The organism is Variovorax sp. 05T418 (assembly GCF_056396385.1).
The window spans coordinates 25,296-45,607 of record NZ_JBFTLJ010000020.1; the positions used below are offsets into that span (position 1 = coordinate 25,296).

Here is a 20,312-nt window from a genome sequence, read left to right on the forward strand (position 1 = left end):
CCGGCGCTTCCGGCAATGTTGTTCCTTTTGGCGCGACAGCACGGAAGCGCAGCTGCGCACAGTGACGCGGGCATGACAAGTCCATGTCACGCAAGGAAAAAAGTGCCATGTCCACAGACCGGCGCTGCCCTTATCTACTACTACTAATTTGAATAAGAGAAATAAGAAATAGAAACGGGGACAGCGCCGCGCCCGAAAAAAAGTCCGTGGACGGCCGCGCCGTGTTCGCGGCGCCACGCAGCCAAACCAGCATCGCCGGACGGCGCCCGCTCGCTAACATCCGGGGATGAGCTTCAAACCGCGGATCCTGATCGCCGAAGACGAATCGGGCATTGCCGACACCCTCCAGTACGTGCTCAAGAGCGATGGCTTCACGCCGGTCTGGTGCGCCACGGCCGAAGACGCCATCGCGCAGTTCGCGCAGGAGCCGCCGGCGCTCGCGATCCTGGATGTCGGCCTGCCCGACCTCAACGGCTTCGAGCTGTTCAAGCGGCTGCGCGCGCTGAACCAGTCGCAGGGCGGCGCCGAGGTGCCGATGCTGTTTCTCACGGCGAGGAGCGACGAGATCGACCGCGTGGTCGGGCTGGAACTCGGTGCCGACGACTACATCGCCAAGCCCTTTTCGCCGCGCGAACTGGTGGCGCGGGTGCGCACCATCCTGCGGCGCAGCGCACGAGCGGGCGCTGGAGGGGCCGCGGGCCCCGGCGATGGGGTACCCCCTCGAATTCCGGGCGCGGCGCCTCCAGCGACTGCCCAGGCCCCCGCAATGCCGTTTGCGCTGGACAACGAGCGCATGCAGATCCGCTACTACGGACGCCTGCTCGAGCTCTCGCGCTACGAATACGGGCTGCTGCGCCTGCTGGTCCAGCGGCCCGGACGCGTGTTCACGCGCGACGAGCTGCTGCAGATGGTCTGGGATGACGCGAGCGACAGCTTCGACCGCACGGTCGATGCGCATGTGAAGACCCTGCGCGCCAAGCTCAAGGCCGTGGCGCCCGAGGTGGAGCCGATCCGCACGCTGCGCGGCACCGGCTATGCGCTGAACGAAGATTTGCCGCATACGCCGTGAGCCGGCGTACAAGGATATTCATCGGCATCCTGCTGATCTACACGGTGGGCATCGCCTTCCTGCTCTACCGCGTGGTGTCGGACATCGATCCGCGCTACCGCGAATCGGCCGAGGAATCGCTGGTCGAGACTTCGCAGCTCGTGGCCAGCCTGGTCGAGCAGGACGTGATCGCGGGCGCCCTCAACACCGCGCGGCTGGAGCCGCTGTTCCGCACGGTCTATGCGCGCGAGTTCTCCGCGCAGATCTACAACCTGCACAAGAACCGGGTCGAGCTGCGCGTGTACGTCACCGACCGCAGCGGCCGCGTGGTGTTCGATTCGCTCGGCCGGCACCTGGGCGCCGACTATTCGCAGTGGAGCGACGTGAGCCGCACGCTCGCCGGCCTGTACGGCGCGCGCACCTCGCGCGACGTCGACGGCGACCCGCGCACCTCGGTGATGTACGTGGGCGCGCCGATCCGGTGGAACAACGAGATCGTCGGCATGGTCAGCGTCGGCAAGCCGGTGCAGAGCTTCGGCCAGTTCGTGGAGGACGCGCGCGCACGCACGCTGTGGGTGGGCGTGGGTTCGGGGCTGGCGCTGCTGCTGCTGGCGGTGATCGTCTCGGTCTGGCTGGTGCGGCCTTTCGGGCTGATCTCGGACTACTGGGCCTGGGTGCGCGCGCAGCGCACGCTGAGCCTTTCGCGCATGGCGCGGCGCGCCGTGGATGCGGTGCGCACCGGCTTCAGCGAAATGCGCGATGCGCTGACCGGCCGCAACTACGTGGCCGACTACGTGCAGACCTTCACGCACGAAGTGAAGAGCCCGCTCTCGGCGATCCGCGGCGCGGCCGAGCTGCTGCAGGAGCCGTCGATGCCGCATGCGGAGCGCGAGCGCTTCCTGAAGAACATCGAACGCGAGACGCAGCGCATCCAGGAAATCGTCGACCGCATGATGGAGCTCACCGCGCTGGAAACCCGCCACGGGCTGGACCGCACGGAGCCGGTGGCGCTGGCTTCGCTGATCGAGGACATCGCGATCAGCGCGCAGCCTGCAGCGGCCAAGCGCAACATCGACGTGCGCGTGAACATCCGCGCCCAGGCCCGCGCGGAGGGCGACCCCTTCCTGCTGCGGCGCGCCATCAGCAACCTGCTGGACAACGCGATCGATTTTTCACCGCAGGGCAGCGAGGTGCTGCTGACGCTGGAGACCACCTCGAAGCTCGCGCGCGTGAGCGTGCGCGACCATGGCCCGGGCATTCCGGACTACGCACAGGAAAAGGTCTTCCAGAAGTTCTATTCGCTCGCGCGGCCGCACAGCCAGAAGAAGAGCACCGGGCTCGGGCTGGCCTTCGTGAAGGAGATTGCCGCGCTGCACCGCGGGCGCATCGAGCTCGGCAATGCGGCGCGCGGCGGCGCGGTGGCCACGCTCACGCTGCCGCTGCTGCCGTCACACCACTGAAGGGGGTCACTGGCCCGTGAGCGCCGCGTAGGCCCGGCGCGTTGCGGGGCTCACGGCCTCGAGCAGTTGCTCGTACGAGGTCTTGTGCCGCGCCAGCATGCGCGCCGAGGCCACCGTCTTCGACTTGCAGAACCAGTGGCAGGTGTGCTGCATCAGGAACAGCTCGGCCGACATGGTGAAGGCCTTGGCCTTGGGCGTGCGGCCCGCGTCGTTGCGCATGACATCGGCAATGCCGCGCGCGTGGATCGCCAGCGCCTGGCGCAGGTCGAAGGTGGCGGCCGGAAACAGCCTGTGCGCGAACGGAATGGCCACTGGCAGCTTGCTCACGCGCGCATCGGCCGCGTCGACCCGCGCGAACTCGGCGGCAAAGCTGTCGAACTGGGCCGAGAGCTTTTCCTCGGTGGAATCGAGCAGGCTCCAGATCTGCTGGCGCCGCTCGGCGTTGTCCTCGCCCAGGCAGCGCAGGTAGCCTTCGGTGAGGCTCTCCATCAGCCTTTCGATCTGGTATCGGCCCAGGTGGCTGCCCAGCAGCGCGATGCGCTGGCGTTGGTCCCTGGACTTGAGGATGTAGGCGCCGACGACGATCAATGTCGCCAGGGTGAGGATTTCCATGGGGAAGAAGCGTGGGAAGGTCAAGCGAAAGAAGCCGCACCGAGTGTAGAGACTCGCTGCGGCTTCTTCCCGCCATGCCTCAGCGGAAGAAATCGAGGATGCGGTTGCGCTCTTCGGGCTGCGGCGGCGGGCCCAGCGGCACCGGGACGGCGGCCGGTGGCACACCCGTGAGTTCTTCGGCCGGCACCGGCGGCGGCTCGCTCTCCACGCCCAGGCTGGCCACGCTGTGGCCTGGCGTGAAGTCGTCGAAGTACCACTCGCCGTCGATGTTGACGACGCCCGGCGGCTCGGCCATCTTGCTGACCGGCACGCCCTTGAGCGCGGCCTGCATGTAGCCGATCCAGATCGGCAGGCTCAGGCTGCCGCCGGTCTCGCCGCGCACGCCCAGCTGGCGCGGCGTGTCGTAGCCGATCCATGCAATGCCCACGGTGGTGGGCTGGAAGCCCGCGAACCAGGTGTCGAAGGAATCGTTGGTGGTGCCGGTCTTGCCGAACAGGTCGTCGCGCTTGAGCGCCTGGTAGGCGCGCGCGGCGGTGCCGCCCTTCACCACGCTCTGCAACAGCGAATCCATGATGAAGGCGTTGCGCTCGGGAATGGCGCGGCGGCTTTCGTCGAGCACCGGCGGCTCGGTCTCGACCAGCACCTTGTCGCGCAGGTCGGTGATGCGCGTGACGAGGTACGGATTGACCTTGTAGCCGCCGTTGGCGAACACCGAGTACGCCGTGGCCATCTGCATCGGCGTGACCGAACCGGCGCCCAGCGCCATCGGCAGGTAGGCCGGGTGCTTGTCCTTGTCGAAGCCGAAGCGGGTGATCCACTCCTGCGCATACGGCGCGCCGATGGCCTGCAGCAGGCGCACCGTCACCAGGTTCTTCGACTTCATGAGCGCGGTGCGCAGCGGCATCGGCCCTTCGAAGCCGCCATCGAAGTTCTTCGGTTCCCAGGGCTGGCCGCCCGGGGTGCCCGGCTCGAAGTGCAGCGGCGCGTCGTTGACGATGGTCGCGGGCGTGAAGCCTTTTTCGAGCGCGGCCGAATAGATGAAGGGCTTGAAGCTCGAGCCCGGCTGGCGCCAGGCCTGCGTCACGTGGTTGAACTTGTTCTTGCCGAAGTCGAATCCGCCCACCAGCGACTTGATGGCGCCGCTGCGCGGATCCATGCCGATGAAGGCGCCCTCCACTTCGGGCAGCTGCGTGATCTCCCAGGTGTTCTTCGGCGTGCGGGCCACGCGGATCACCGCGCCGCGGCGGATCTTGATGTGCGGCGGCGCCTTCGCCGCAAGGCCGGACTGCGCAGGCCGGAGGCCTTCGCCGGTGATCTGCACGGTTTCGCCGTTCGCGCGCACAGCGTTGATTTCCTTGCTGCTCGCCTCCAGCACCACCGCGGCCATCACGTCGCCGTTGTCGGGATGCTCGGCCAGCGCGTCGTCCACCGCCTCGTCGACTTCCTTGGGATCGTCCGGCAGGTCGACGAAGCGCTCGGGCCCGCGATAGGGCTGGCGCCGCTCGTAGTCCATGATGCCCTTGCGCAGCGACCTGTAGGCCGCCGCCTGGTCGGCCGCGACCAGCGAGGTGTAGACCTTCATGCCGCTGGTATAGATGCTGTCGCCGTACTGCGCGTACATCATCTGGCGCACCGTCTCGGCCACGTATTCCGCATGCAGCCGCTCCGGGTCGGCGGCATCGCGCAGGTGCAGCTCTTCCTTCTTGGCCTCGGCCGCCTGCTCGGCGGTGATGAAGCCGGTTTCGTGCATGCGGTCGATCACGTAGAGCTGGCGGGCGCGGGCGCGCCGCGGATTGGCCACCGGGTTGTTGGCGCCGGGCGCCTTGGGCAGGCCGGCCAGCATGGCGGCCTCGGCCAGCGTGACGTTCTGTAGCGGCTTGCCGAAATACGCTTCCGATGCGGCGGCAAAACCGTAGGCGCGGTTGCCCAGGTAGATCTGGTTCAGGTAGATCTCCAGGATCTGGTCCTTGCTGAGCTGCTGTTCCAGGCGCAGCGCCAGCAATATCTCGTAGGCCTTGCGGCTCAGCGTGCGTTCGGAGCTCAGGTAGACGTTGCGCGCCACCTGCATCGTGATGGTCGAGGCGCCCTGCTTGCGGCCGCCCTTGAGGCTGGCCACGGCCGCGCGCGCGAAGCCCTTGTAGTCGACGCCGCCATGGTCGTAGAAGCGCGCGTCTTCCACCGCGAGCACGGCGTCCTTCATGACCTTGGGAATGCTCGCAAAGGGCGTGAGCATGCGGCGCTCTTCGCCGAACTCGCCGATCAGCGTGCCTTCGACCGTGTACACGCGCAGGGGCAGCTTGGGCCGGTAGTCGGCCAGTTCGGAAATGTCGGGCAGCCGGGGATAGATGGAGGCCACCGCAACGACGGCGGCCACCAGCAGCACCAGCGCGCCGCAGCCGAGCGCGATGGCGCTCCACCGCGCCGCGCGCCGCAGCTTCGCTGAACGCTGCGAGCGCGCGGGCTCGGCGGAGGGAGAAGAATCATCCATGGGAATCAGTGGCAAAAAGGTAAGGAAAAAAACAGTCCGTAGCGTTGGTTACACGGACGCGGCCGCCTCAGGTAAGACCGGCTCGGGTATTCGGGGGTTCCCGGCCGACAGCGCATACCAGTCGACCTTGCGCGTGGCGAGCATCAGCACCGTCAGCATGCCGAATGTCAGCAGGGCGCCGAGCAGCAGCGCATTGCTTTCCGATGCCAGCAGGCCGTAGAGCGCGCCATAGAGTACCGCGACATAGGCCCCGAAGCCCGCGCCGCGTGTCCAGCTTTGCAAGACCGCGCTGAAATAGATGCCCAGCAGCAGCACGCTCGCGCCGGCCGCGCTGGCATAGGCCAGCCAGAAGGCCAGCTTCTCGGACAGGGCCAGCAGCAGCAGGAAGAACAGCGCGATCGAGAGGCCGACCAGGCCGTACTGCACCGGGTGCATGCGCTGCCTGCGGAACAGCTCGAACATGAAGGCCGCCATGATCACCAGGCCGATGAAGAGCGCGCCGTACTTGCCGGCGCGCGTGCTCATCGAATACACGTTGACCGGCTGCGCGAGCGACACGTCGAAGGTCTGCAGGGGGCCGAGGTTGCGCTGCGCATGGCTGGTTGCAGCCACGGCCGCCGCCGTTGCGGCACTGGCGGCATCGCCGCGGCCCGGCAGCCCGGCGCGCACCTGCTCGCGCGCCGAGGTCACGAGCGAAGACACGCGCCAGTGCGCATCGAAGCCCTGCGGCGTCACTTCGCGCTGGGTGGCGAGAAAACGGCCGCCGAAACTCGGATGCGCCCAGGGCGACTTCAGATGGGCGGTGGTCTCCTCGGCAATCGGCACCATCGAGAGCGTGTCCTGCCCGACCAGGCCGAGCTTCATCTCGAAGGACAACGGTGCCTTCGCCTCCCATGCAGCGAGCGCGGCGCCGGTGAGCGGTGCGTGGATGCCGTCGGCCAGCAGGGCGTCATCCGCCAGGCCGGGCACGCGCTGCCTGAAACGCAAGGCCTCGCCGTTCATCGCGATCGAAGGCGAACCGTCGAGCCCGCGCAGGTCGCTCGCGCCGAAGACGGCGAACGGTGCCTTGAACTCGATGCGCGAATCGGTTTCGCTGTGCGCCACCGACTTGGGATCGAAGGCCGCAAAGCCGCCGCCCAGCGTGGCGCTGAGCGTATAGAACGGAATCCTGAAGATGCCCCGGTAGCGCTCGTGCGGTGCCATCGAACCTTCGATGTGCAGCTTGTCGGGAAACACCACATGGGTCATTTCCTTGCTGCGCGCCTCCTGGCCGATCACCTGGCCCTGCGCATTGCGCACCGGCTCCATCCAGCGCTCCACATAGGGCACCAGCAGCAGCGGGCCCACCACGGTCTGCGGGCCCGCATAGGTGGCTGCGAGCTCCGCGGCCGCCTCGCGCTGGCTGTTGCCGCGCTCGCGGTTGATCGCATTGATCTCGGCCAGCGGAATGCACAGCAGGAGCGTGAGCATCAGCAGTCCGGCCACCTTGACCAGCATCGAACCCTGCAGGGCCTTCAGCAACTGGAACATGTTTTTTTCTCCTCGTCGGTTGTCGAAGCCGCGATGCTCGCTGCGCCATCCGAAGCGCGTGTGAAGCGCAGCCGCCCGCGGACTTCACACAGGCTTCACACAACGCCGCATCCACGCGCCGGACTTCAAGGAGCCTTCCAATTCCCTTCTCGCGCGGTGCCGACAGTTGCGGCTGTGCAAGTTCGCACGGACACCAACACCCACACCGCCATGGATGCCCACACCTCCACCCGTCCCGGCCGCTGGCTCTGGCTCGCCACCGTGAGCCTGGCCACGGCGGGCTTCGTCGCGCTCAGCCTCAACCCCGTGCATGCCCAGGAAGCACCGGGCCCGCGGCTGAAGACCGAGAGCCCGTACTTCTTCGTGAAGAGCGACGATCCCGCGGTCGACCGCCTGCCGCTCAAGGCCACCGAGGTGGCGGTGAAGATCTCGGGCGTCATTGCCGACGTGACCGTCACGCAGACCTACCGCAACGAAGGCCAGCGCGCCATCGAGGCGAAGTATGTTTTTCCGGGCTCGACCAAGGCCGCGGTCAGCGGTCTCAACGTGCGCCTGGCCGACCGGCTGATCACCGCGCAGATCCGCGAGAAGCAGCAGGCGCAGATCGAATACGACAGCGCCAAGAAGGAAGGCAAGACCGCCGCGCTGCTCGAGCAGCACCTGCCCAACGTGTTCCAGATGAACGTCGCCAACATCCTGCCGGGCGACGACGTGAAGGTGGAGCTGCGCTATACCGAACTGCTGGTGCCGCAGTCGGGCAACTACGCGTTCGTCTTTCCCACCGTGGTGGGCCCGCGCTACAACAGCCCGCAGTCGGAGAACGCCCAGGCGAAGTGGGTGGCGCAGCCCACGCTGCGCGCGGACGTGGCGCCGGACACCAGCTTCAGGCTCAAGGCCAGCATCGACACGCCCATGGGGCTGAAGGAGGTGCGCTCCTCGTCCCATACCATCGAGGTGAAGAAGAGCGATGAAGACCGGCACGCCGACATCGTGCTCGCGGCCGATGGCCGGCCCGCGGACAACCGCGACTTCGTGCTCGACTACCGCCTTGCGGGCGAAAGGATCGAATCGGGCCTGATGCTCTACAAGGGCCAGAACACCGATGGCAGCGCCGAGAACTTCTTCCTCGCGATGGTCGAGCCGCCCAAGGCCGTGGCCGCCAGCGCGATCTCGCCGCGCGACTACATCTTCGTGGTCGACATCTCGGGGTCGATGCACGGCTTTCCGCTCGACACCGCCAAGACGGTGCTCGAACGCCTGATTGGCGGCCTCAGGCCCAGCGACACCTTCAACGTGCTGCTGTTCTCGGGCAGCAACAAGATGCTCTCGCCCCGATCGGTGCCGGCCACGCGCGCCAACATCGAGCAGGCGCTGGCCACCATCCAGAACTACGGCGGCAGCGGCAGCACCGAGCTGATTCCCGCGCTCAAGCGCGTCTACGCCGAGCCGAAGGAGGAGAAGGTCTCGCGCACCGTGGTGCTGGTGACGGACGGCTACGTGAGCGTGGAGCGCGAGGCTTTCGAGCTGGTGCGCAAGAACCTTTCGAAGGCCAATGTGTTCGCCTTCGGCATCGGGTCGTCGGTCAACCGCAGCCTGATGGAAGGCATTGCGCGCGCCGGCATGGGCGAGCCCTTCATCATCACCGACCCGATCCAGGCGCCCGAGCAGGCCGCGCGCTTCCGCCGCATGGTGGAGTCGCCGGTGCTCACCAATGTGAAGGTGACTTTCGGCGGGCTCGACGTGTACGACGTGGAACCGCAGGCACTGCCCGACGTGCTGGGCGAGCGCCCGGTGATCGTGTTCGGCAAGTGGCGCGCGGACGCGGAGGGCAAGGCCAAGGGCCGCGTGATCGTCGAAGGCCAGGGCGCCAACGGCCCGTACCGCCAGGAGCTGCGCATCGACCCGCAACTGCGCCAGGACACGGCCGCGCTGCGCACGCTGTGGGCGCGCCACCGCATCCAGAGCCTGAGCGACCAGGAAACGCTCGAGGGCGGCAGCGCGTTCAAGGAGCGCATCACCGAGCTCGGCCTGAAGTACAGCCTGCTGACCCAGTACACCAGCTTCATCGCCGTCGACAAGGTGGTGCGCAACCCCGCGCCGCAGAACAGCGTGGGCGTGAACCAGCCGCTGCCATTGCCGCAGGGCGTGAGCGAACTCGCACTCGGCGCCGAGGTGCCGAGCACGCCGGAACCCGAGACGCTGGGCGCGATTGCCGTGGTGCTGTCGATGCTCGCGATGCTGCGCCGCCGCGCGCGCCGCAACGACCCGCGCCGCTTCACGGCCTGAGCCAGGGGAAAAGAAAAAATGTCATTGGCTGCACTCGCCCATCGCCATCCGCGCATCGTGGATTGGGGCATCCACGTCGACCGCGCACCGGCTGCCGGCTGGCTCGCACTGCAATTCGCCGCGCTCGCGCCGACCTGGGCCTGGATGGCCCGGCGGCTGCGCGACGGTTCCGACGATCCGCTGGGCCTGCTGGCACTGGCTGCCCTGGCCGCGCTGGCTTGGCATTGCCGGCGCGAATTGCGCGCTGCGCCGCAGCTGGGCTGGCTGGCACTGGCAGGCGCCGGCACCGTGCTGGCGACCGCGCTGCGCACGGGGCTCGGCGCCCTGCCCGCGCTGCCGCCGCTCGCCACGGGCCTGGTGGCCGTGCTGGCGCTGGCCTGCGGCCTGCTGGCCTTCCTGCCGCGGCGCGTCGCCGCGCTGCCGGTGGCCGGCCTGGCGGTGCTCGCGCTGCCGCTGCTGTCGTCGCTGCAGTTCTATGCGGGCTATCCGCTGCGCGTGGTCACGGCCGAGGCGAGCCGCTGGCTGCTGGCACCGGGCTTCAGCGTGGCGCGCGAGGGAAGCAGCCTGGTGGTCGATGGCCGGCTGGTGATCGTCGACGCGCCGTGCTCGGGCGTGCAGATGGTGTGGCTCGGCTACTTCACGGCCTGCGCGGTGGCGCTCTGGGCCCGCCGCAGCGACCGCGGCTTCCTGCGCCGGCTGCCGATGGTCGGCCTCATGGTGCTGGGCGGCAACATCCTGCGCAACAGCATGCTGATCGCGTTCGAAGGCGCGGGCCATCCGCTCGCGCCCTGGGCGCACAACCTGCTCGGGCTGTTGATTCTGGCCGCGGTGTGCGGCGGCATCGCCCGCCTGATGGTGCCGGTGCGCACCGAGCCCGCGTTCGCCGACCGGCCGATCCCGGGCCTGATCACCACGCAAGGAGGCCGCCATGTCGACACGGTTCTTTGAAGTCCTGTTTGCCAACCATTTCATCAACCGCATCGGCCACAAGACCGCCTTTGCGCTCCTGATGCTGCTGTGCATGCTGTGGTCGACCGCGGCGGCGCTGCGTGCGCCGCCCGAACCCTCGATGGCCATGGCCTCGCACGAATGGCCGAGCCAGTGGGACGGCGTTCCACTGCGGCCGCTGGCGCTCGGCGACGTCGAGCAGCGCTTTGCCGACCGCTTTCCGGGTGCCATCGGCCGCATGACCGACGGCACGCAGACCATCGTGATGCGCGCGGTGAACGCCCCCACGCGCATGCTGCATCCGGCGGCCGACTGCTACCGCGCACTGGGCTTTCGCATTGAACAGGCGCGGCTCGAGCGCGACGCGCAGGAGCGGCTGTGGCGCTGTTTTGTTGCGCAACGGCACAGTGCGCAAAAGATCCGTGTCTGTGAGCGCATCGTCGATGCCGAAGGCACGGCTTTCACCGACACTTCAGCCTGGTACTGGGCGGCGGCCAGTGGACGCTCGAGCGGTCCGTGGCAAGCTGTGACGGTGGCGAGGCCGATGTGATGAGAGTTTTGTGAAACAGTTTCTGCGATTCGTGATCTACGGGCTGCTGGCCCTTGTCGTGACAACCTGCGTTGCTATCTTCCTGATAGTAAAACTGGTGCTTGCACCGGCCGCGGGGGAGTGGAGCACCACGGTCGAGGCCGGCCCGCTGCGCTTTGCGGTGGGCGTGCCCACGGCGGTGCGCCTGGCCACGTCGTCCTGGTTCGCGCCGCGGCTGGACGGGCATTCATTCGACAGCCGCTTCGGCACCCTGCACTTCGCCTGGAAGGACGCGGCGGGCGTGCTCGAAGTGCGCTGCTCGCCCTGCAGCGCCGAGGTTGCCGCGCTCGGCACGCAGCCGATCGTGTTCGAAGGCCTGGTCGCCACCGTGAAGCGCGAAGGCAACACGCTGGCCGGCACCATCGAGGCCACGCCGCGCAGCGCCGAGGCCGCCGCCGTGCTCCAGGGCCAGTGGCAAGGACAGCTGGTGCCCAAGGGCAAGGGCCTGCAGCTCAGCGTCGACATCAAGGACGCGCCCATTGCCCGCTGGTATGCCGTGCTCGCGCCCAGCCTGCCCGAGCTGCAGCGCGCGCGCATCGGCGGCACGCTGGCGCTGCGCGGGCAGGTCATGCTGCCGGAGGCCACGTTCGCGGTGCAGCCCACCGTGAGCCAGTTCACCGTCGAGGGACTGGGCACCGAAGCCATGCTGGGCGCGCGCACCAGCTGCGGCGCGCCGTCGAAGCTGGCCAACGACAGCTGGCTGGCGCGCGCCGTCATCGCGGCCGAAGACCAGCGCTTCTTCACCCACGCCGGCTACGACCTGACGGAGATCGTCGCGTCGATCGACAACAACCAGAAGGAAGGCCAGCCCAAGCGCGGCGGCAGCACGCTGACGCAGCAGCTCGCCAAGATGCTGGTGACCGGCAGCGACCGCACCGCGGAACGCAAGCTGCGCGAGCTGCTCTACGCGGTCGAAATGGAACAGACCCTGGGCAAGGCGCGCATCCTGCAGCTCTACCTGGACAACGCGCCGTGGGGCGGCAACCTGTGCGGCGCCGAAGCCGCCGCCCGGCGCTATTTCAAGCGTTCCGCGCGCAGCCTGGAGCCCGCGCAGGCGGTCTGGCTCGCGTCCATGCTGCACAAGCCGCAGGCGGTGCTCGAGCAATGGCGGCGCGACGGACAGATCGACCCGGACCGCACCAAGTGGGTCGCCGAGAGCGTGCGCGGCATCAGCCGCAACCAGCGCGAGTCGCTGCTCAAGAGCGTGGCGGCTGCCAGATTCACCGCACCGGAGGCCTTTCCATGAACGAGGTCGAGGCCATCGAGCGCGCCACCGTGGCCGCCGTGTCGCCGCTGGTCGTCGAAGAGCTCGACGGCTGGCTGCTGCCCTTCGACGACGGCACCGTCAAGCGCGCCAGGTCGGCCGTGCCGCTGCACCGCGAGCCGGTCGCCGGCCGCACGATCGACCGCATCGAGGACCGCTACGACCGCCGGCACTTCGTGCCCGCCTTCCGCCTGGCCGATGTGCCCTCCTTCGTGGCGCTGCAGTCCGAGCTGGAGCAGCGGCACTACGTCGGCGACTCGCCGACCTGCGTGCAGGTCGGCTCCGCACGGCGCATGCGCGAGGTGGCCGCGGCCGGCGCCCCGCTGGCCGATGTCGACCTGGCGCCCGACGACGCCTGGGCCACCCTGTTCCTTGGCGAAGGCTTCGATCCGGTGGACGGCGCCCACCGCGTGCGTGCGCTCTCGCGCGCCCAGGGCTCGCTCTATGCCAGCGTGCGCGAGGGCCGCCAGACCGTCGCGGCCGGCGCCATGGCCTTCGGCCACGGATGGGCCAGCGTGCACGGCATGCGGACCGAGCAGTCGCAGCGCGGCCGGGGCCTCGCCGGGCGCGTGCTGGCAGGCCTTGCGCAGGCGGCGCTCGCGCGCGGCTTCGAGCAGGTGTTCCTGCAGGTCGACGCGCACAACCTGGCGGCCCATGCGCTCTACCGGCGCGCCGGTTTCTCGACCCGGTGGCAGTACCGCTACTGGCAGCGCCAGCAGTGGCCGCGCTGAAGACGGGCAATTCCTACCGGGTGGCGCGGTCGGGCCGTTAGTGCCACCATGGCTGCATGACGAATGCAAACCACCACGCCAACCACCCGACCGATCCCGTGGCCACGCCGCGCGGCATCGACCACATCGTGGCCGGTGTTTCCACCAGCGATGGCGACGGCGTCAAGCTCACCCGCGTGCTGCAGCAGCCGCTGCAGAAAAGGCTCGACCCCTACCTGATGCTCGACGCCTTCGGCAGCGACAACCCGGGTGACTACATCGGCGGCTTTCCGAGCCATCCGCACCGCGGCTTCGAAACCGTGACCTACATGATCGCGGGCCGCATGCGGCACCGCGACAGCGCCGGCCACGAAGGGCTGCTGCAGAACGGCGGCGTGCAATGGATGACGGCCGGCCGCGGCCTCGTCCACAGCGAACTGCCCGAGCAGGAGGACGGCCTGATGGAAGGCTTCCAGCTCTGGCTCAACCTGCCGGCCAAGGACAAGATGCGCGAGCCCTGGTATCGCGACATCCAGAGCGAGGAGATTCCGGAATACACCACCGCCGCGGGCGTGCACGTGCGCGTGATCGCGGGCGCGAGCCACGGCATCGAGGGCGCGGTGCGGCGCGAGCACACCGAGCCGCTGTACCTCGACATCACGCTGCCGCCCGGCGCCGAGTTCGCCCAGCCCCTGCCCGACGACCACAACGCGCTCGTCTATGCGTTCCGCGAGTCGGTGTGGATCGCGGGCAGCGAGGTGCCCACGCGCCGCATGGCCATTCTGGCGAACGATCCCGGCAGCGACGGCGTGGTGCTGCGCGCCGGGGCCACCAACCACAGCCCGGCGCGCGCATTGCTGATTGCCGGCAAGCCGCTGCACGAGCCGATCGCGCAGTACGGCCCCTTCGTGATGAACACGCAGGAGCAGCTGAAGGAGGCCGTGCAGGACTTCCAGAGCGGCAAGTTCGGGGCCTGATGTAGTCGCAGGCCTACCGAAAATCGGCATCGCCCGCAGGTCACGGGCGCACGCATGGGGCATAGATTGGCCGCCATGCCGCATCGCACGACCAAAGCCCCCGAGGTCCGCAAGGGACAGGCGCCCGAAACACTGAAGCGCGACCAGTTCCACGAGCGCTTCATGCAGCCCTTCCAGGACCCCGCCTTCCAGTCCGAAAAGGAGGCGCTGCGGCGCATCGAGCTCATCGCATGGGAGGCCTACGAACAGGGCCGCAAGTCGCCCGTCACGCGCAAGGCAGGTCCGGGCCATGCCGACCCCGACTACGAACTTTCGGTCGACTGGCTCGAAGCCAGGGCGCGCATCGACGCCGCGCAGGCCGCCTGGGGCAGCCCGCAGACGCGCTCGCGCGCGCTGCTCGTCAACGGCTCGCCGCGCAACGACGGCACCTGTCCGGGGGAGATATCCAAGAGCTGGCGGCTGCTGCAACTCGCGCGCGAGGTGCTCGATGGCTGCGGCATCGAGGTCGACGTGCTCGACCTGAGCCTTCTCGCTTCCGACTACGGGCGCCACATCCATCCCTGCAAGGGCTGCGTGTCCACCGCCATGCCGCTGTGCCACTGGCCCTGCAGCTGCTATCCCAACCATGCGTTGCGCCAGACCGGCGACTGGATGAACGAGATCTACGAGCGCTGGGTGTCCGCGCACGGCGTGATCCTGTTCACGCCCACGCACTGGTACCAGTCCGCCAGCCCGCTCAAGCTCATGACCGACCGGCTGGTGTGCGCCGACGGCGGCAACCCCGACCCCACCAGCACCCACGGCAAGAAGCCCGACGAAGCCAAGGCCCTCGAACTCCAGGGCTGGGGCTATCCCAAGCACCTGGCGGGGCGGGTCTACGGCCTGGTGGTGCACGGCGACGTGGCCGGCGCCGAGAGCGTGCGGCGCAACCTGTCGGACTGGCTCGACTGGATGGGCCTCATCGACGCGGGTGCGCAGGCCCGGCTCGACCGCTACATCGGCTACTACGAGCCCTACGCCACCAGCCACGACAGCCTCGATGCCGACGAAGGCGTGCAGGAGGAAGTGCGCAACGTGGCCCGTGCCGTGGCACTGGCCGTGGGCGAACTGCGCGCGGGCAAGCTGCAGGCGCCCGACCGCGGGCTGAAGCCGCCGCGACTCAAATGAGGCATGCCGCGCCGCCGGAAGCCGCGCGCCCGTTCATGATTCTTTACGCAGGCTCACTTGCGGCTCACCTGGCCGATACAGAGGTCTTCCACACTTCGTCTCACCTGCTGCCCCTTGGCGGCGGGCTTCTTCGAAAGGAAGCACTTCTCATGATCTCTCTTCGCCAACGCATCGTCTGGGCCAGCCTTCTGGGCTCGGCCGCCCTCGCCTCTTCGGGCGCCTTCGCACAACAGGCCCCGGCGGCACCCGGCACTTCGCCTTCCACGCCCACGGCCGCCGTTGCGCAGGCCGAGGGCAGCGCGGCACCCAAGGCGCAGCACAAGCGCATGGACCCGGCCCAGCGCATGGAGCGCATGCAGGAGCACCGCACCAAGCGGCTTGCCGCGCTGAAGGAAAAGCTCAAGCTGAATGCCGGACAGGAAAGCGCGTGGACCACCTTCGCAGCGGCCAGCCAGCCGCCGGCCCGCACGCAGCGCATGGACCGCGCGGAATTCGCCAAGCTCACCACGCCCGAGCGCCTGGAGCGCATGCAGGCCCGCCAGGCCGAGCGCAGCGCCAGGTTCGCCAAGCGCACCGAAGCCACCAAGGCCTTCTATGCCGCGCTGACGCCCGAGCAGCAGAAGACCTTCGACGCGGAGACGGTGCATGTCGGCATGCATGGCCACCGCGGCCACCACGGCCACGGCGGCGCTGACGGGCAACCTTCGGCAGCACCCGCCAAGAGCTGACCCGCCGCCGGGGCGCCGGAACCGGCGCCCACGCATGAAAAAGCCCGCGATGCCTCGAGCACCGCGGGCTTTCTTTCTTCGTACATGGACGGCTATTGGGGCGTGCCGGTCCTTTCGGACGGATTGGTGGGCACGTCCGGCCGCTCGCCGGGCTGGCCGAACCGGGGCTTGGTCTTGCGGGCCATCTGGCTCACCTCGGCGCGCGACATTTCGCCGGTGGGTTGCGGCATCGCGTTCGGCTGCGCATTCACGGTGGTGCTGGCCTCGCCCTTGGGCACCGGGTTGTTGGCGTTGTTGCGGTTGTGGGCGCGCGCCTCGGCCTTCACGGCTTCGCGCGACACCGGCATGCTGGCGTCGGGGCGCTGCGGCGGGTTGGGCACGCCGGAGGGCGTCTGCGTGCTGGCCTGGCCGCTCACGGCGGGGTCCGGCTGCGCAGGTATCGACGTGGCTTGCGCCATGGCGGCACCGGCCGCGGCCATCAGGCCGGCCAGCGCCGTGGCGTGAAGGATTGCGTGCTTCATGGTGCGTTCCTTTAAAAAATGATGATGAAGAGGACCGCCGGCTTGTTTTTGCTGCGGCCTGAAAACCACCGTAGGAGGCCCCCCATGCGGCCCGTGTCGGGGTGCGGCAGGCCTGCCTGTAGGAGCCGGCCGTCGCCTCGCGAAAGGCGGCAAAGAAGGTGGCGCGTTCCTACAGGCGCGCCGGGCGCGGCAACGTACAACCACAACACCGATGTCTTCCTCACCGATTCCACTTGCCGCCGCGGCGCCGACTTCGCTCAAGGTCATGACGGTGAACACCCACAAGGGCTTCACCGCGCTCAACCGCAAGTTCATCCTGCCGGAGCTGCGCGACGCGGTGCGCACGGTGGGAGCCGACGTGGTGTTTCTGCAGGAAGTGCTCGGCACCCATTCGCGCCACTCGCGCAAGGTCAACAACTGGCCCGAGGCGCCGCACTACGAATTCCTGGCCGACACCATGTGGCCGCAGTTCGCCTATGGCCGCAACGCCGTGTACCCGAGGGGCCATCACGGCAACGCGGTGCTGTCCAAGTTTCCGATCGTGCATTTCCGCAACCATGACGTGTCGGTGGCCGGGCCCGAAAAGCGCGGCCTGCTCCATTGCGTGCTGCGCCTGCCGGGCCGCACGGTCGACGTCCACGCGATCTGCGCACATCTCGGCCTGGCCGAGGCGCACCGGCAGCAGCAGCTCGAACTGCTGCTGCACATCGTGCGCGACGAGGTGCCGGCCGACGCGCCGCTGATCGTCGCAGGCGACTTCAACGACTGGCGCGGCCGCGCCCACCAGGTGCTGGAGGAAGGCGCCGCGCTGCGCGAGGTCTTCGTGCATGCGAACGGCTCGGCCGCCAAGACCTTTCCGGCGCGCTTTCCGCTGCTGCCTCTGGACCGCATCTATGTTCGCAACGCGGGCGTGCATGCGCCCGTGGTGCTGCCGCGCAAGCCCTGGTCGCACCTGTCGGACCATGCGCCGCTGGTGGCGAACATTGATCTTTGAAGCGGACACGAGCCATGACCTGTGGTGAACGCCATGGATAACGTCGGCCAATGGGTGGGCGGCAACCGCATCGCGCTGCTCGAGAACGGCGAGGAGTTCTTCCCGCGCGTGTTCGATGCCATTCGCGGGGCGCAGCGCGAAGTCATCATCGAGACCTTCATCCTGTTCGAGGACAAGGTCGGCTTGGCGCTGCATGCCGCCATGCGCTCGGCGGCCCAGCGCGGCGTGAAGATCGATCTGCTGGTCGACGGCTTCGGCTCGCCGGATCTCTCGCGCGAATTCATCTCGCAGCTGAGCGCCGTGGGCGTGCGGGTGCGGGTGTTCGATCCGGGGCAACCCGTCCTCGGCAAGCGGCTCAACGTGTTTCGGCGGATGCACCGCAAGATCGTGGTGGTCGATGGAGAACTCGCGTTCGTGGGCGGCATCAACTATTCGGCCGACCACCTGCTGGACTACGGGCCCAAGGCCAAGCAGGACTACGCGGTGGAGCTGCGCGGACCCGTCGTGGCGCAGATCCACCAGTTCGTGCTGCGCGCCATCGCGCTCGGCGACAAGGGGCCGCGCTGGTTCCGCCGCCGGCTCAAGCAGGCGCCGCCCGTCGACCGCGAGTCCGTCGGCGATGTGGAGGCGGTGCTCATCACGCGCGACAACCGCCGCCACACCAGCGACATCGAACGCGAGTACCTGGCCGCGATCCGCGCCGCGCGCAAGCGCATCGTGATTGCCAACGCGTATTTCTTTCCCGGCTACAGGCTCATCAAGGAGCTGCGCCGCGCTGCCCGGCGCGGCGTGGACGTGCGGCTCATCCTGCAAGGCGAGCCCGACATGCCGATCGTCAAGACGGCCGCCACCATGCTCTACCACCACCTGCTGCATGCGGGCGTGCGCATCTACGAATACTGCGACCGCCCGCTGCACGCCAAGGTCGCGCTGATGGACGACGGATGGACCACGGTCGGCTCGAGCAATCTCGATCCGCTGAGCCTGTCGCTCAACCTGGAGGCCAACGTGTTTGCGCGTGGCAGGGCCTTCAACCAGCTGCTGTGGGAACGCATGGACAAGCTCATGCGCGAGAGCTGCCAGCAGATCGGCGAGGCCGACCTGGAGAGCGGATGGAGCGGCTGGCGGCTGGTGCGCAGCTTCTTCATCTTCCACTTCCTGCGCTGGTATCCGTCGTGGCTCGGCTGGCTGCCGCGGCAGGTGCCGCGCCTCACCCCGGCCGAAGCCATCGAGCTTGCCGAGAAGCGCGAAAAGCGCGAAGGCGCCGGCGACAACGGGGCCACGCCGACGGAAGCGGCATGAGCATCTCCACTGCGAAGCCCGCGCACCGGCCCTGGTGGCCCTGGCTGCGGCGCATCGCGGTCTGGGCCTTCTTCGGCCTGATCGCCTGGCTGCTCGTGAGCCAGGCGCGTGCCATCGACTGGCAGGAGGTGTTCGACGCCATGCGCGCGCTGCCCGCGGCCACGCTGTGGCTGGCCGGTGCGCTGGCCGCCGGCAGCTTTGCCACCTACAGCACCTACGACCTGCTGGGCCGCCATCTCACGCGCCACCCGCTCGGCGCCCGCACCGTCATGGGCGTGACCTTCATCAGCTATGCCTTCAACCTGAACCTCGGTTCACTGGTGGGCGGCGTGGCGTTCCGCTACCGGCTCTATTCGCGGCTGGGCCTTCCCAACGGCACCATCACGCGCGTGCTCGGCTTCAGCATGCTGACCAACTGGCTCGGCTACCTGGTGGTGGCGGGAGTGGCCTTCTGCTTCTGGCCGCTGGTGCTGCCGGCCGAATGGAAGGTCGGCAACGGCGGGCTGCGCATCCTGGGCGCGGTGCTGCTGCTGCTGGCCGCGGGCTACTTCGTGCTGTGCGCCCTGGCCAGCGGGCACGTGTTCCGGCTGCGCCACTATCCGTTCAAGGTGCCGTCCCTTCGGATGGCCTGGCTCCAGCTGGCCCTGTCGTGCCTGAACTGGGCGCTGATCGGCAGCGTGATCTGGGTCCTGCTGCAGGGCGCGGTGGCCTACCACACGGTGCTCGCGGTGCTGCTGGTGGCCGCGGTGGCCGGCGTGGTCACGCACGTGCCGGCGGGCCTGGGCGTGCTGGAGGCGGTGTTCCTTGCGCTGCTCTCGCATGAGGTGGCGCAGGGCCGGCTGCTGGGCGTGCTGCTGGTCTACCGCGGGCTTTACTACCTGTTGCCGCTCGGCGTGGCCACGGTGGCGTACTTCGTCACCGAGCTGCGTGCGCGGCGCTGGCGTCACGCCGCGACGTTGAAGCGCTAGAAGTGATAGGTGTAGCGCAGCCGCACAAAGTTTTCGCCCGGGTTGGGCTTCTTGATGCCGGCATTCGAAAAATGCTGCAGCCGCAATGTGAGTTCGTGCCTGCCGTTCTCGCCGAAGCTGCGTCCCACGCCCAGCACTTCGGTGAACTGGAACGCGGTGCTGAAGCTGCGGTCGGGCGTCCGGTAGAGGTGGTCCATCACCGTGCCGCCGACGCCACCTTCGGCAAACCACGGCGAACTGCCGCTGTCGAAGCGGTAGCGCCAGGTGTAGATCGCGCCGATCTGCGTGTAGTTGCGCGAACCGCCGCCCAGGGCCGGCGCATGCCAATGGCTCGCGAACAGATCCCAGTAAGAAGTGAGCGCCCCTTCATGCACCGGCTGGCGCGGCGACCACGGCAGCGTGACGCCCACCGTGGCCGACTCGGTGCCGCCCTGGTCGCCATGCGGCGCATGGCCGCCCTCGAAGTAGTAGCCGCGCGCGCTGTCTTCGAACGCATGAGCCGGTGCGCCCAGCAGGCTCAGGACGCCTGCGAACACGGCGGCCCCGAGGGACGCGGACCTGTGTGTTTTCATGATGTGGTTGTTAACTGCAAATAATGAAAGAAAAGAAGAGAAATAATTACTTTCCGCTGCAGTCCGCGCCTGGGCCCGAGGCTATTGCCATGTCGGAAAGTAGGACTTGTTCAACAGAATTGCGGAATCGGTTTTGTTGCGGCGCAGC

The 20,312-nt window shown here is 68.3% G+C and carries 18 protein-coding genes; 13 read left to right on the plus strand and 5 right to left on the minus strand.

What is annotated here, in order from left to right; translation table 11 throughout:
• Window positions 1-286: 286 nt before the first annotated feature.
• Both creB and creC read left to right on the plus strand, forming a co-directional pair.
• Window positions 287-1,069 (plus strand): two-component system response regulator CreB, encoded by a 783-nt coding sequence (creB, locus tag AC1DMS_RS28260; RefSeq protein ID WP_436288786.1) that lies wholly within the window; start codon window positions 287-289, stop codon window positions 1,067-1,069.
• The gene (gene creC, locus AC1DMS_RS28265) at window positions 1,066-2,508 is read left to right on the plus strand and encodes a two-component system sensor histidine kinase CreC (protein ID WP_478182015.1); all 1,443 of its coding nucleotides are present in this window, start codon (window positions 1,066-1,068) and stop codon (window positions 2,506-2,508) included. Before creB ends, creC begins: the two co-directional genes overlap by 4 nt.
• Window positions 2,509-2,514: 6 nt before the next feature.
• Here creC and AC1DMS_RS28270 read toward each other — a convergent pair whose 3' ends face one another.
• The 3 genes from AC1DMS_RS28270 to creD all read right to left on the minus strand — a co-directional run bounded on the left by AC1DMS_RS28270 (window position 2,515) and on the right by creD (window position 7,138).
• On the minus strand, window positions 2,515-3,120 hold the full coding sequence (locus AC1DMS_RS28270; RefSeq protein ID WP_369663887.1) for a hypothetical protein: 606 nt from the start codon (window positions 3,118-3,120) through the stop codon (window positions 2,515-2,517).
• Window positions 3,121-3,199: 79 nt separating this feature from the next.
• Window positions 3,200-5,608, minus strand: a complete 2,409-nt coding sequence (locus AC1DMS_RS28275; RefSeq protein ID WP_478182016.1) for a penicillin-binding protein 1A — start codon at window positions 5,606-5,608, stop codon at window positions 3,200-3,202.
• A gap of 48 nt (window positions 5,609-5,656) precedes the next feature.
• Window positions 5,657-7,138 (minus strand): cell envelope integrity protein CreD, encoded by a 1,482-nt coding sequence (creD, locus tag AC1DMS_RS28280; protein ID WP_278878961.1) that lies wholly within the window; start codon window positions 7,136-7,138, stop codon window positions 5,657-5,659.
• 210 nt (window positions 7,139-7,348) lie between these two features.
• Between creD and AC1DMS_RS28285 the strand changes: the two genes are divergently transcribed.
• The 8 genes from AC1DMS_RS28285 (at window position 7,349) to AC1DMS_RS28320 (ending at window position 15,807) form a co-directional block, all read left to right on the plus strand.
• A complete protein-coding gene (locus AC1DMS_RS28285) occupies window positions 7,349-9,424 on the plus strand; it encodes a VIT and vWA domain-containing protein (protein ID WP_436288282.1) in 2,076 nt (691 codons plus the stop codon).
• A gap of 18 nt (window positions 9,425-9,442) precedes the next feature.
• Complete coding sequence (gene xrtQ, locus AC1DMS_RS28290; RefSeq protein WP_012745186.1) at window positions 9,443-10,372, plus strand: exosortase Q; 930 nt, start codon at window positions 9,443-9,445, stop codon at window positions 10,370-10,372.
• A complete protein-coding gene (locus AC1DMS_RS28295; RefSeq protein WP_012745185.1) occupies window positions 10,353-10,922 on the plus strand; it encodes a hypothetical protein in 570 nt (189 codons plus the stop codon). The genes xrtQ and AC1DMS_RS28295 overlap by 20 nt, the downstream gene beginning before the upstream one ends.
• 10 nt (window positions 10,923-10,932) lie before the next feature.
• The gene (locus AC1DMS_RS28300) at window positions 10,933-12,207 is read left to right on the plus strand and encodes a biosynthetic peptidoglycan transglycosylase (protein ID WP_012745184.1); all 1,275 of its coding nucleotides are present in this window, start codon (window positions 10,933-10,935) and stop codon (window positions 12,205-12,207) included.
• The gene (locus tag AC1DMS_RS28305; RefSeq protein WP_012745183.1) at window positions 12,204-12,956 is read left to right on the plus strand and encodes a GNAT family N-acetyltransferase; all 753 of its coding nucleotides are present in this window, start codon (window positions 12,204-12,206) and stop codon (window positions 12,954-12,956) included. Before AC1DMS_RS28300 ends, AC1DMS_RS28305 begins: the two co-directional genes overlap by 4 nt.
• A gap of 56 nt (window positions 12,957-13,012) precedes the next feature.
• Complete coding sequence (locus AC1DMS_RS28310; protein ID WP_012745182.1) at window positions 13,013-13,912, plus strand: pirin family protein; 900 nt, start codon at window positions 13,013-13,015, stop codon at window positions 13,910-13,912.
• A gap of 75 nt (window positions 13,913-13,987) precedes the next feature.
• On the plus strand, window positions 13,988-15,079 hold the full coding sequence (locus tag AC1DMS_RS28315; RefSeq protein WP_012745181.1) for a flavodoxin family protein: 1,092 nt from the start codon (window positions 13,988-13,990) through the stop codon (window positions 15,077-15,079).
• 149 nt (window positions 15,080-15,228) lie between these two features.
• Window positions 15,229-15,807 (plus strand): Spy/CpxP family protein refolding chaperone, encoded by a 579-nt coding sequence (locus AC1DMS_RS28320; RefSeq protein ID WP_478182017.1) that lies wholly within the window; start codon window positions 15,229-15,231, stop codon window positions 15,805-15,807.
• A gap of 92 nt (window positions 15,808-15,899) precedes the next feature.
• Here the strand turns inward: AC1DMS_RS28320 and AC1DMS_RS28325 are convergent, their stop codons facing one another.
• A complete protein-coding gene (locus AC1DMS_RS28325; RefSeq protein WP_012745179.1) occupies window positions 15,900-16,328 on the minus strand; it encodes a hypothetical protein in 429 nt (142 codons plus the stop codon).
• Window positions 16,329-16,539: 211 nt separating this feature from the next.
• Here AC1DMS_RS28325 and AC1DMS_RS28330 point away from each other — a divergent pair, with 211 nt between their 5' ends.
• The 3 genes from AC1DMS_RS28330 to AC1DMS_RS28340 are packed head-to-tail and all read left to right on the plus strand — an operon-like array spanning window position 16,540 to window position 19,592.
• The gene (locus tag AC1DMS_RS28330; RefSeq protein WP_018903409.1) at window positions 16,540-17,322 is read left to right on the plus strand and encodes an endonuclease/exonuclease/phosphatase family protein; all 783 of its coding nucleotides are present in this window, start codon (window positions 16,540-16,542) and stop codon (window positions 17,320-17,322) included.
• Between the two features lie 33 nt (window positions 17,323-17,355).
• On the plus strand, window positions 17,356-18,624 hold the full coding sequence (gene clsB, locus AC1DMS_RS28335; protein ID WP_012745177.1) for a cardiolipin synthase ClsB: 1,269 nt from the start codon (window positions 17,356-17,358) through the stop codon (window positions 18,622-18,624).
• Window positions 18,621-19,592 carry a lysylphosphatidylglycerol synthase domain-containing protein gene (locus AC1DMS_RS28340; protein ID WP_062363862.1) on the plus strand — a complete coding sequence of 324 codons (972 nt, stop codon included), beginning with the start codon at window positions 18,621-18,623 and terminating at the stop codon, window positions 19,590-19,592. Before clsB ends, AC1DMS_RS28340 begins: the two co-directional genes overlap by 4 nt.
• Here AC1DMS_RS28340 and AC1DMS_RS28345 read toward each other — a convergent pair.
• The gene (locus AC1DMS_RS28345) at window positions 19,589-20,164 is read right to left on the minus strand and encodes an acyloxyacyl hydrolase (protein WP_012745175.1); all 576 of its coding nucleotides are present in this window, start codon (window positions 20,162-20,164) and stop codon (window positions 19,589-19,591) included. The two genes, AC1DMS_RS28340 and AC1DMS_RS28345, sit on opposite strands and share 4 nt — an antisense overlap.
• Window positions 20,165-20,312 lie beyond the last annotated feature (148 nt).

Bases quoted from the DNA above. Each gene is read 5' to 3' on its own strand.
- creB (WP_436288786.1), top strand. From the start codon at position 287: ATGAGCTTCAAACCGCGGATCCTGATCGCCGAAGACGAATCGGGCATT.
- AC1DMS_RS28270 (WP_369663887.1), bottom strand. From the start codon at position 3,120: ATGGAAATCCTCACCCTGGCGACATTGATCGTCGTCGGCGCCTACATC.
- AC1DMS_RS28275 (WP_478182016.1), bottom strand. From the start codon at position 5,608: ATGGATGATTCTTCTCCCTCCGCCGAGCCCGCGCGCTCGCAGCGTTCA.
- creD (WP_278878961.1), bottom strand. From the start codon at position 7,138: ATGTTCCAGTTGCTGAAGGCCCTGCAGGGTTCGATGCTGGTCAAGGTG.
- AC1DMS_RS28285 (WP_436288282.1), top strand. From the start codon at position 7,349: ATGGATGCCCACACCTCCACCCGTCCCGGCCGCTGGCTCTGGCTCGCC.
- xrtQ (WP_012745186.1), top strand. From the start codon at position 9,443: ATGTCATTGGCTGCACTCGCCCATCGCCATCCGCGCATCGTGGATTGG.
- AC1DMS_RS28295 (WP_012745185.1), top strand. From the start codon at position 10,353: ATGTCGACACGGTTCTTTGAAGTCCTGTTTGCCAACCATTTCATCAAC.
- AC1DMS_RS28305 (WP_012745183.1), top strand. From the start codon at position 12,204: ATGAACGAGGTCGAGGCCATCGAGCGCGCCACCGTGGCCGCCGTGTCG.
- AC1DMS_RS28310 (WP_012745182.1), top strand. From the start codon at position 13,013: ATGACGAATGCAAACCACCACGCCAACCACCCGACCGATCCCGTGGCC.
- AC1DMS_RS28315 (WP_012745181.1), top strand. From the start codon at position 13,988: ATGCCGCATCGCACGACCAAAGCCCCCGAGGTCCGCAAGGGACAGGCG.
- AC1DMS_RS28320 (WP_478182017.1), top strand. From the start codon at position 15,229: ATGATCTCTCTTCGCCAACGCATCGTCTGGGCCAGCCTTCTGGGCTCG.
- AC1DMS_RS28325 (WP_012745179.1), bottom strand. From the start codon at position 16,328: ATGAAGCACGCAATCCTTCACGCCACGGCGCTGGCCGGCCTGATGGCC.
- AC1DMS_RS28330 (WP_018903409.1), top strand. From the start codon at position 16,540: ATGTCTTCCTCACCGATTCCACTTGCCGCCGCGGCGCCGACTTCGCTC.
- clsB (WP_012745177.1), top strand. From the start codon at position 17,356: ATGGATAACGTCGGCCAATGGGTGGGCGGCAACCGCATCGCGCTGCTC.
- AC1DMS_RS28340 (WP_062363862.1), top strand. From the start codon at position 18,621: ATGAGCATCTCCACTGCGAAGCCCGCGCACCGGCCCTGGTGGCCCTGG.
- AC1DMS_RS28345 (WP_012745175.1), bottom strand. From the start codon at position 20,164: ATGAAAACACACAGGTCCGCGTCCCTCGGGGCCGCCGTGTTCGCAGGC.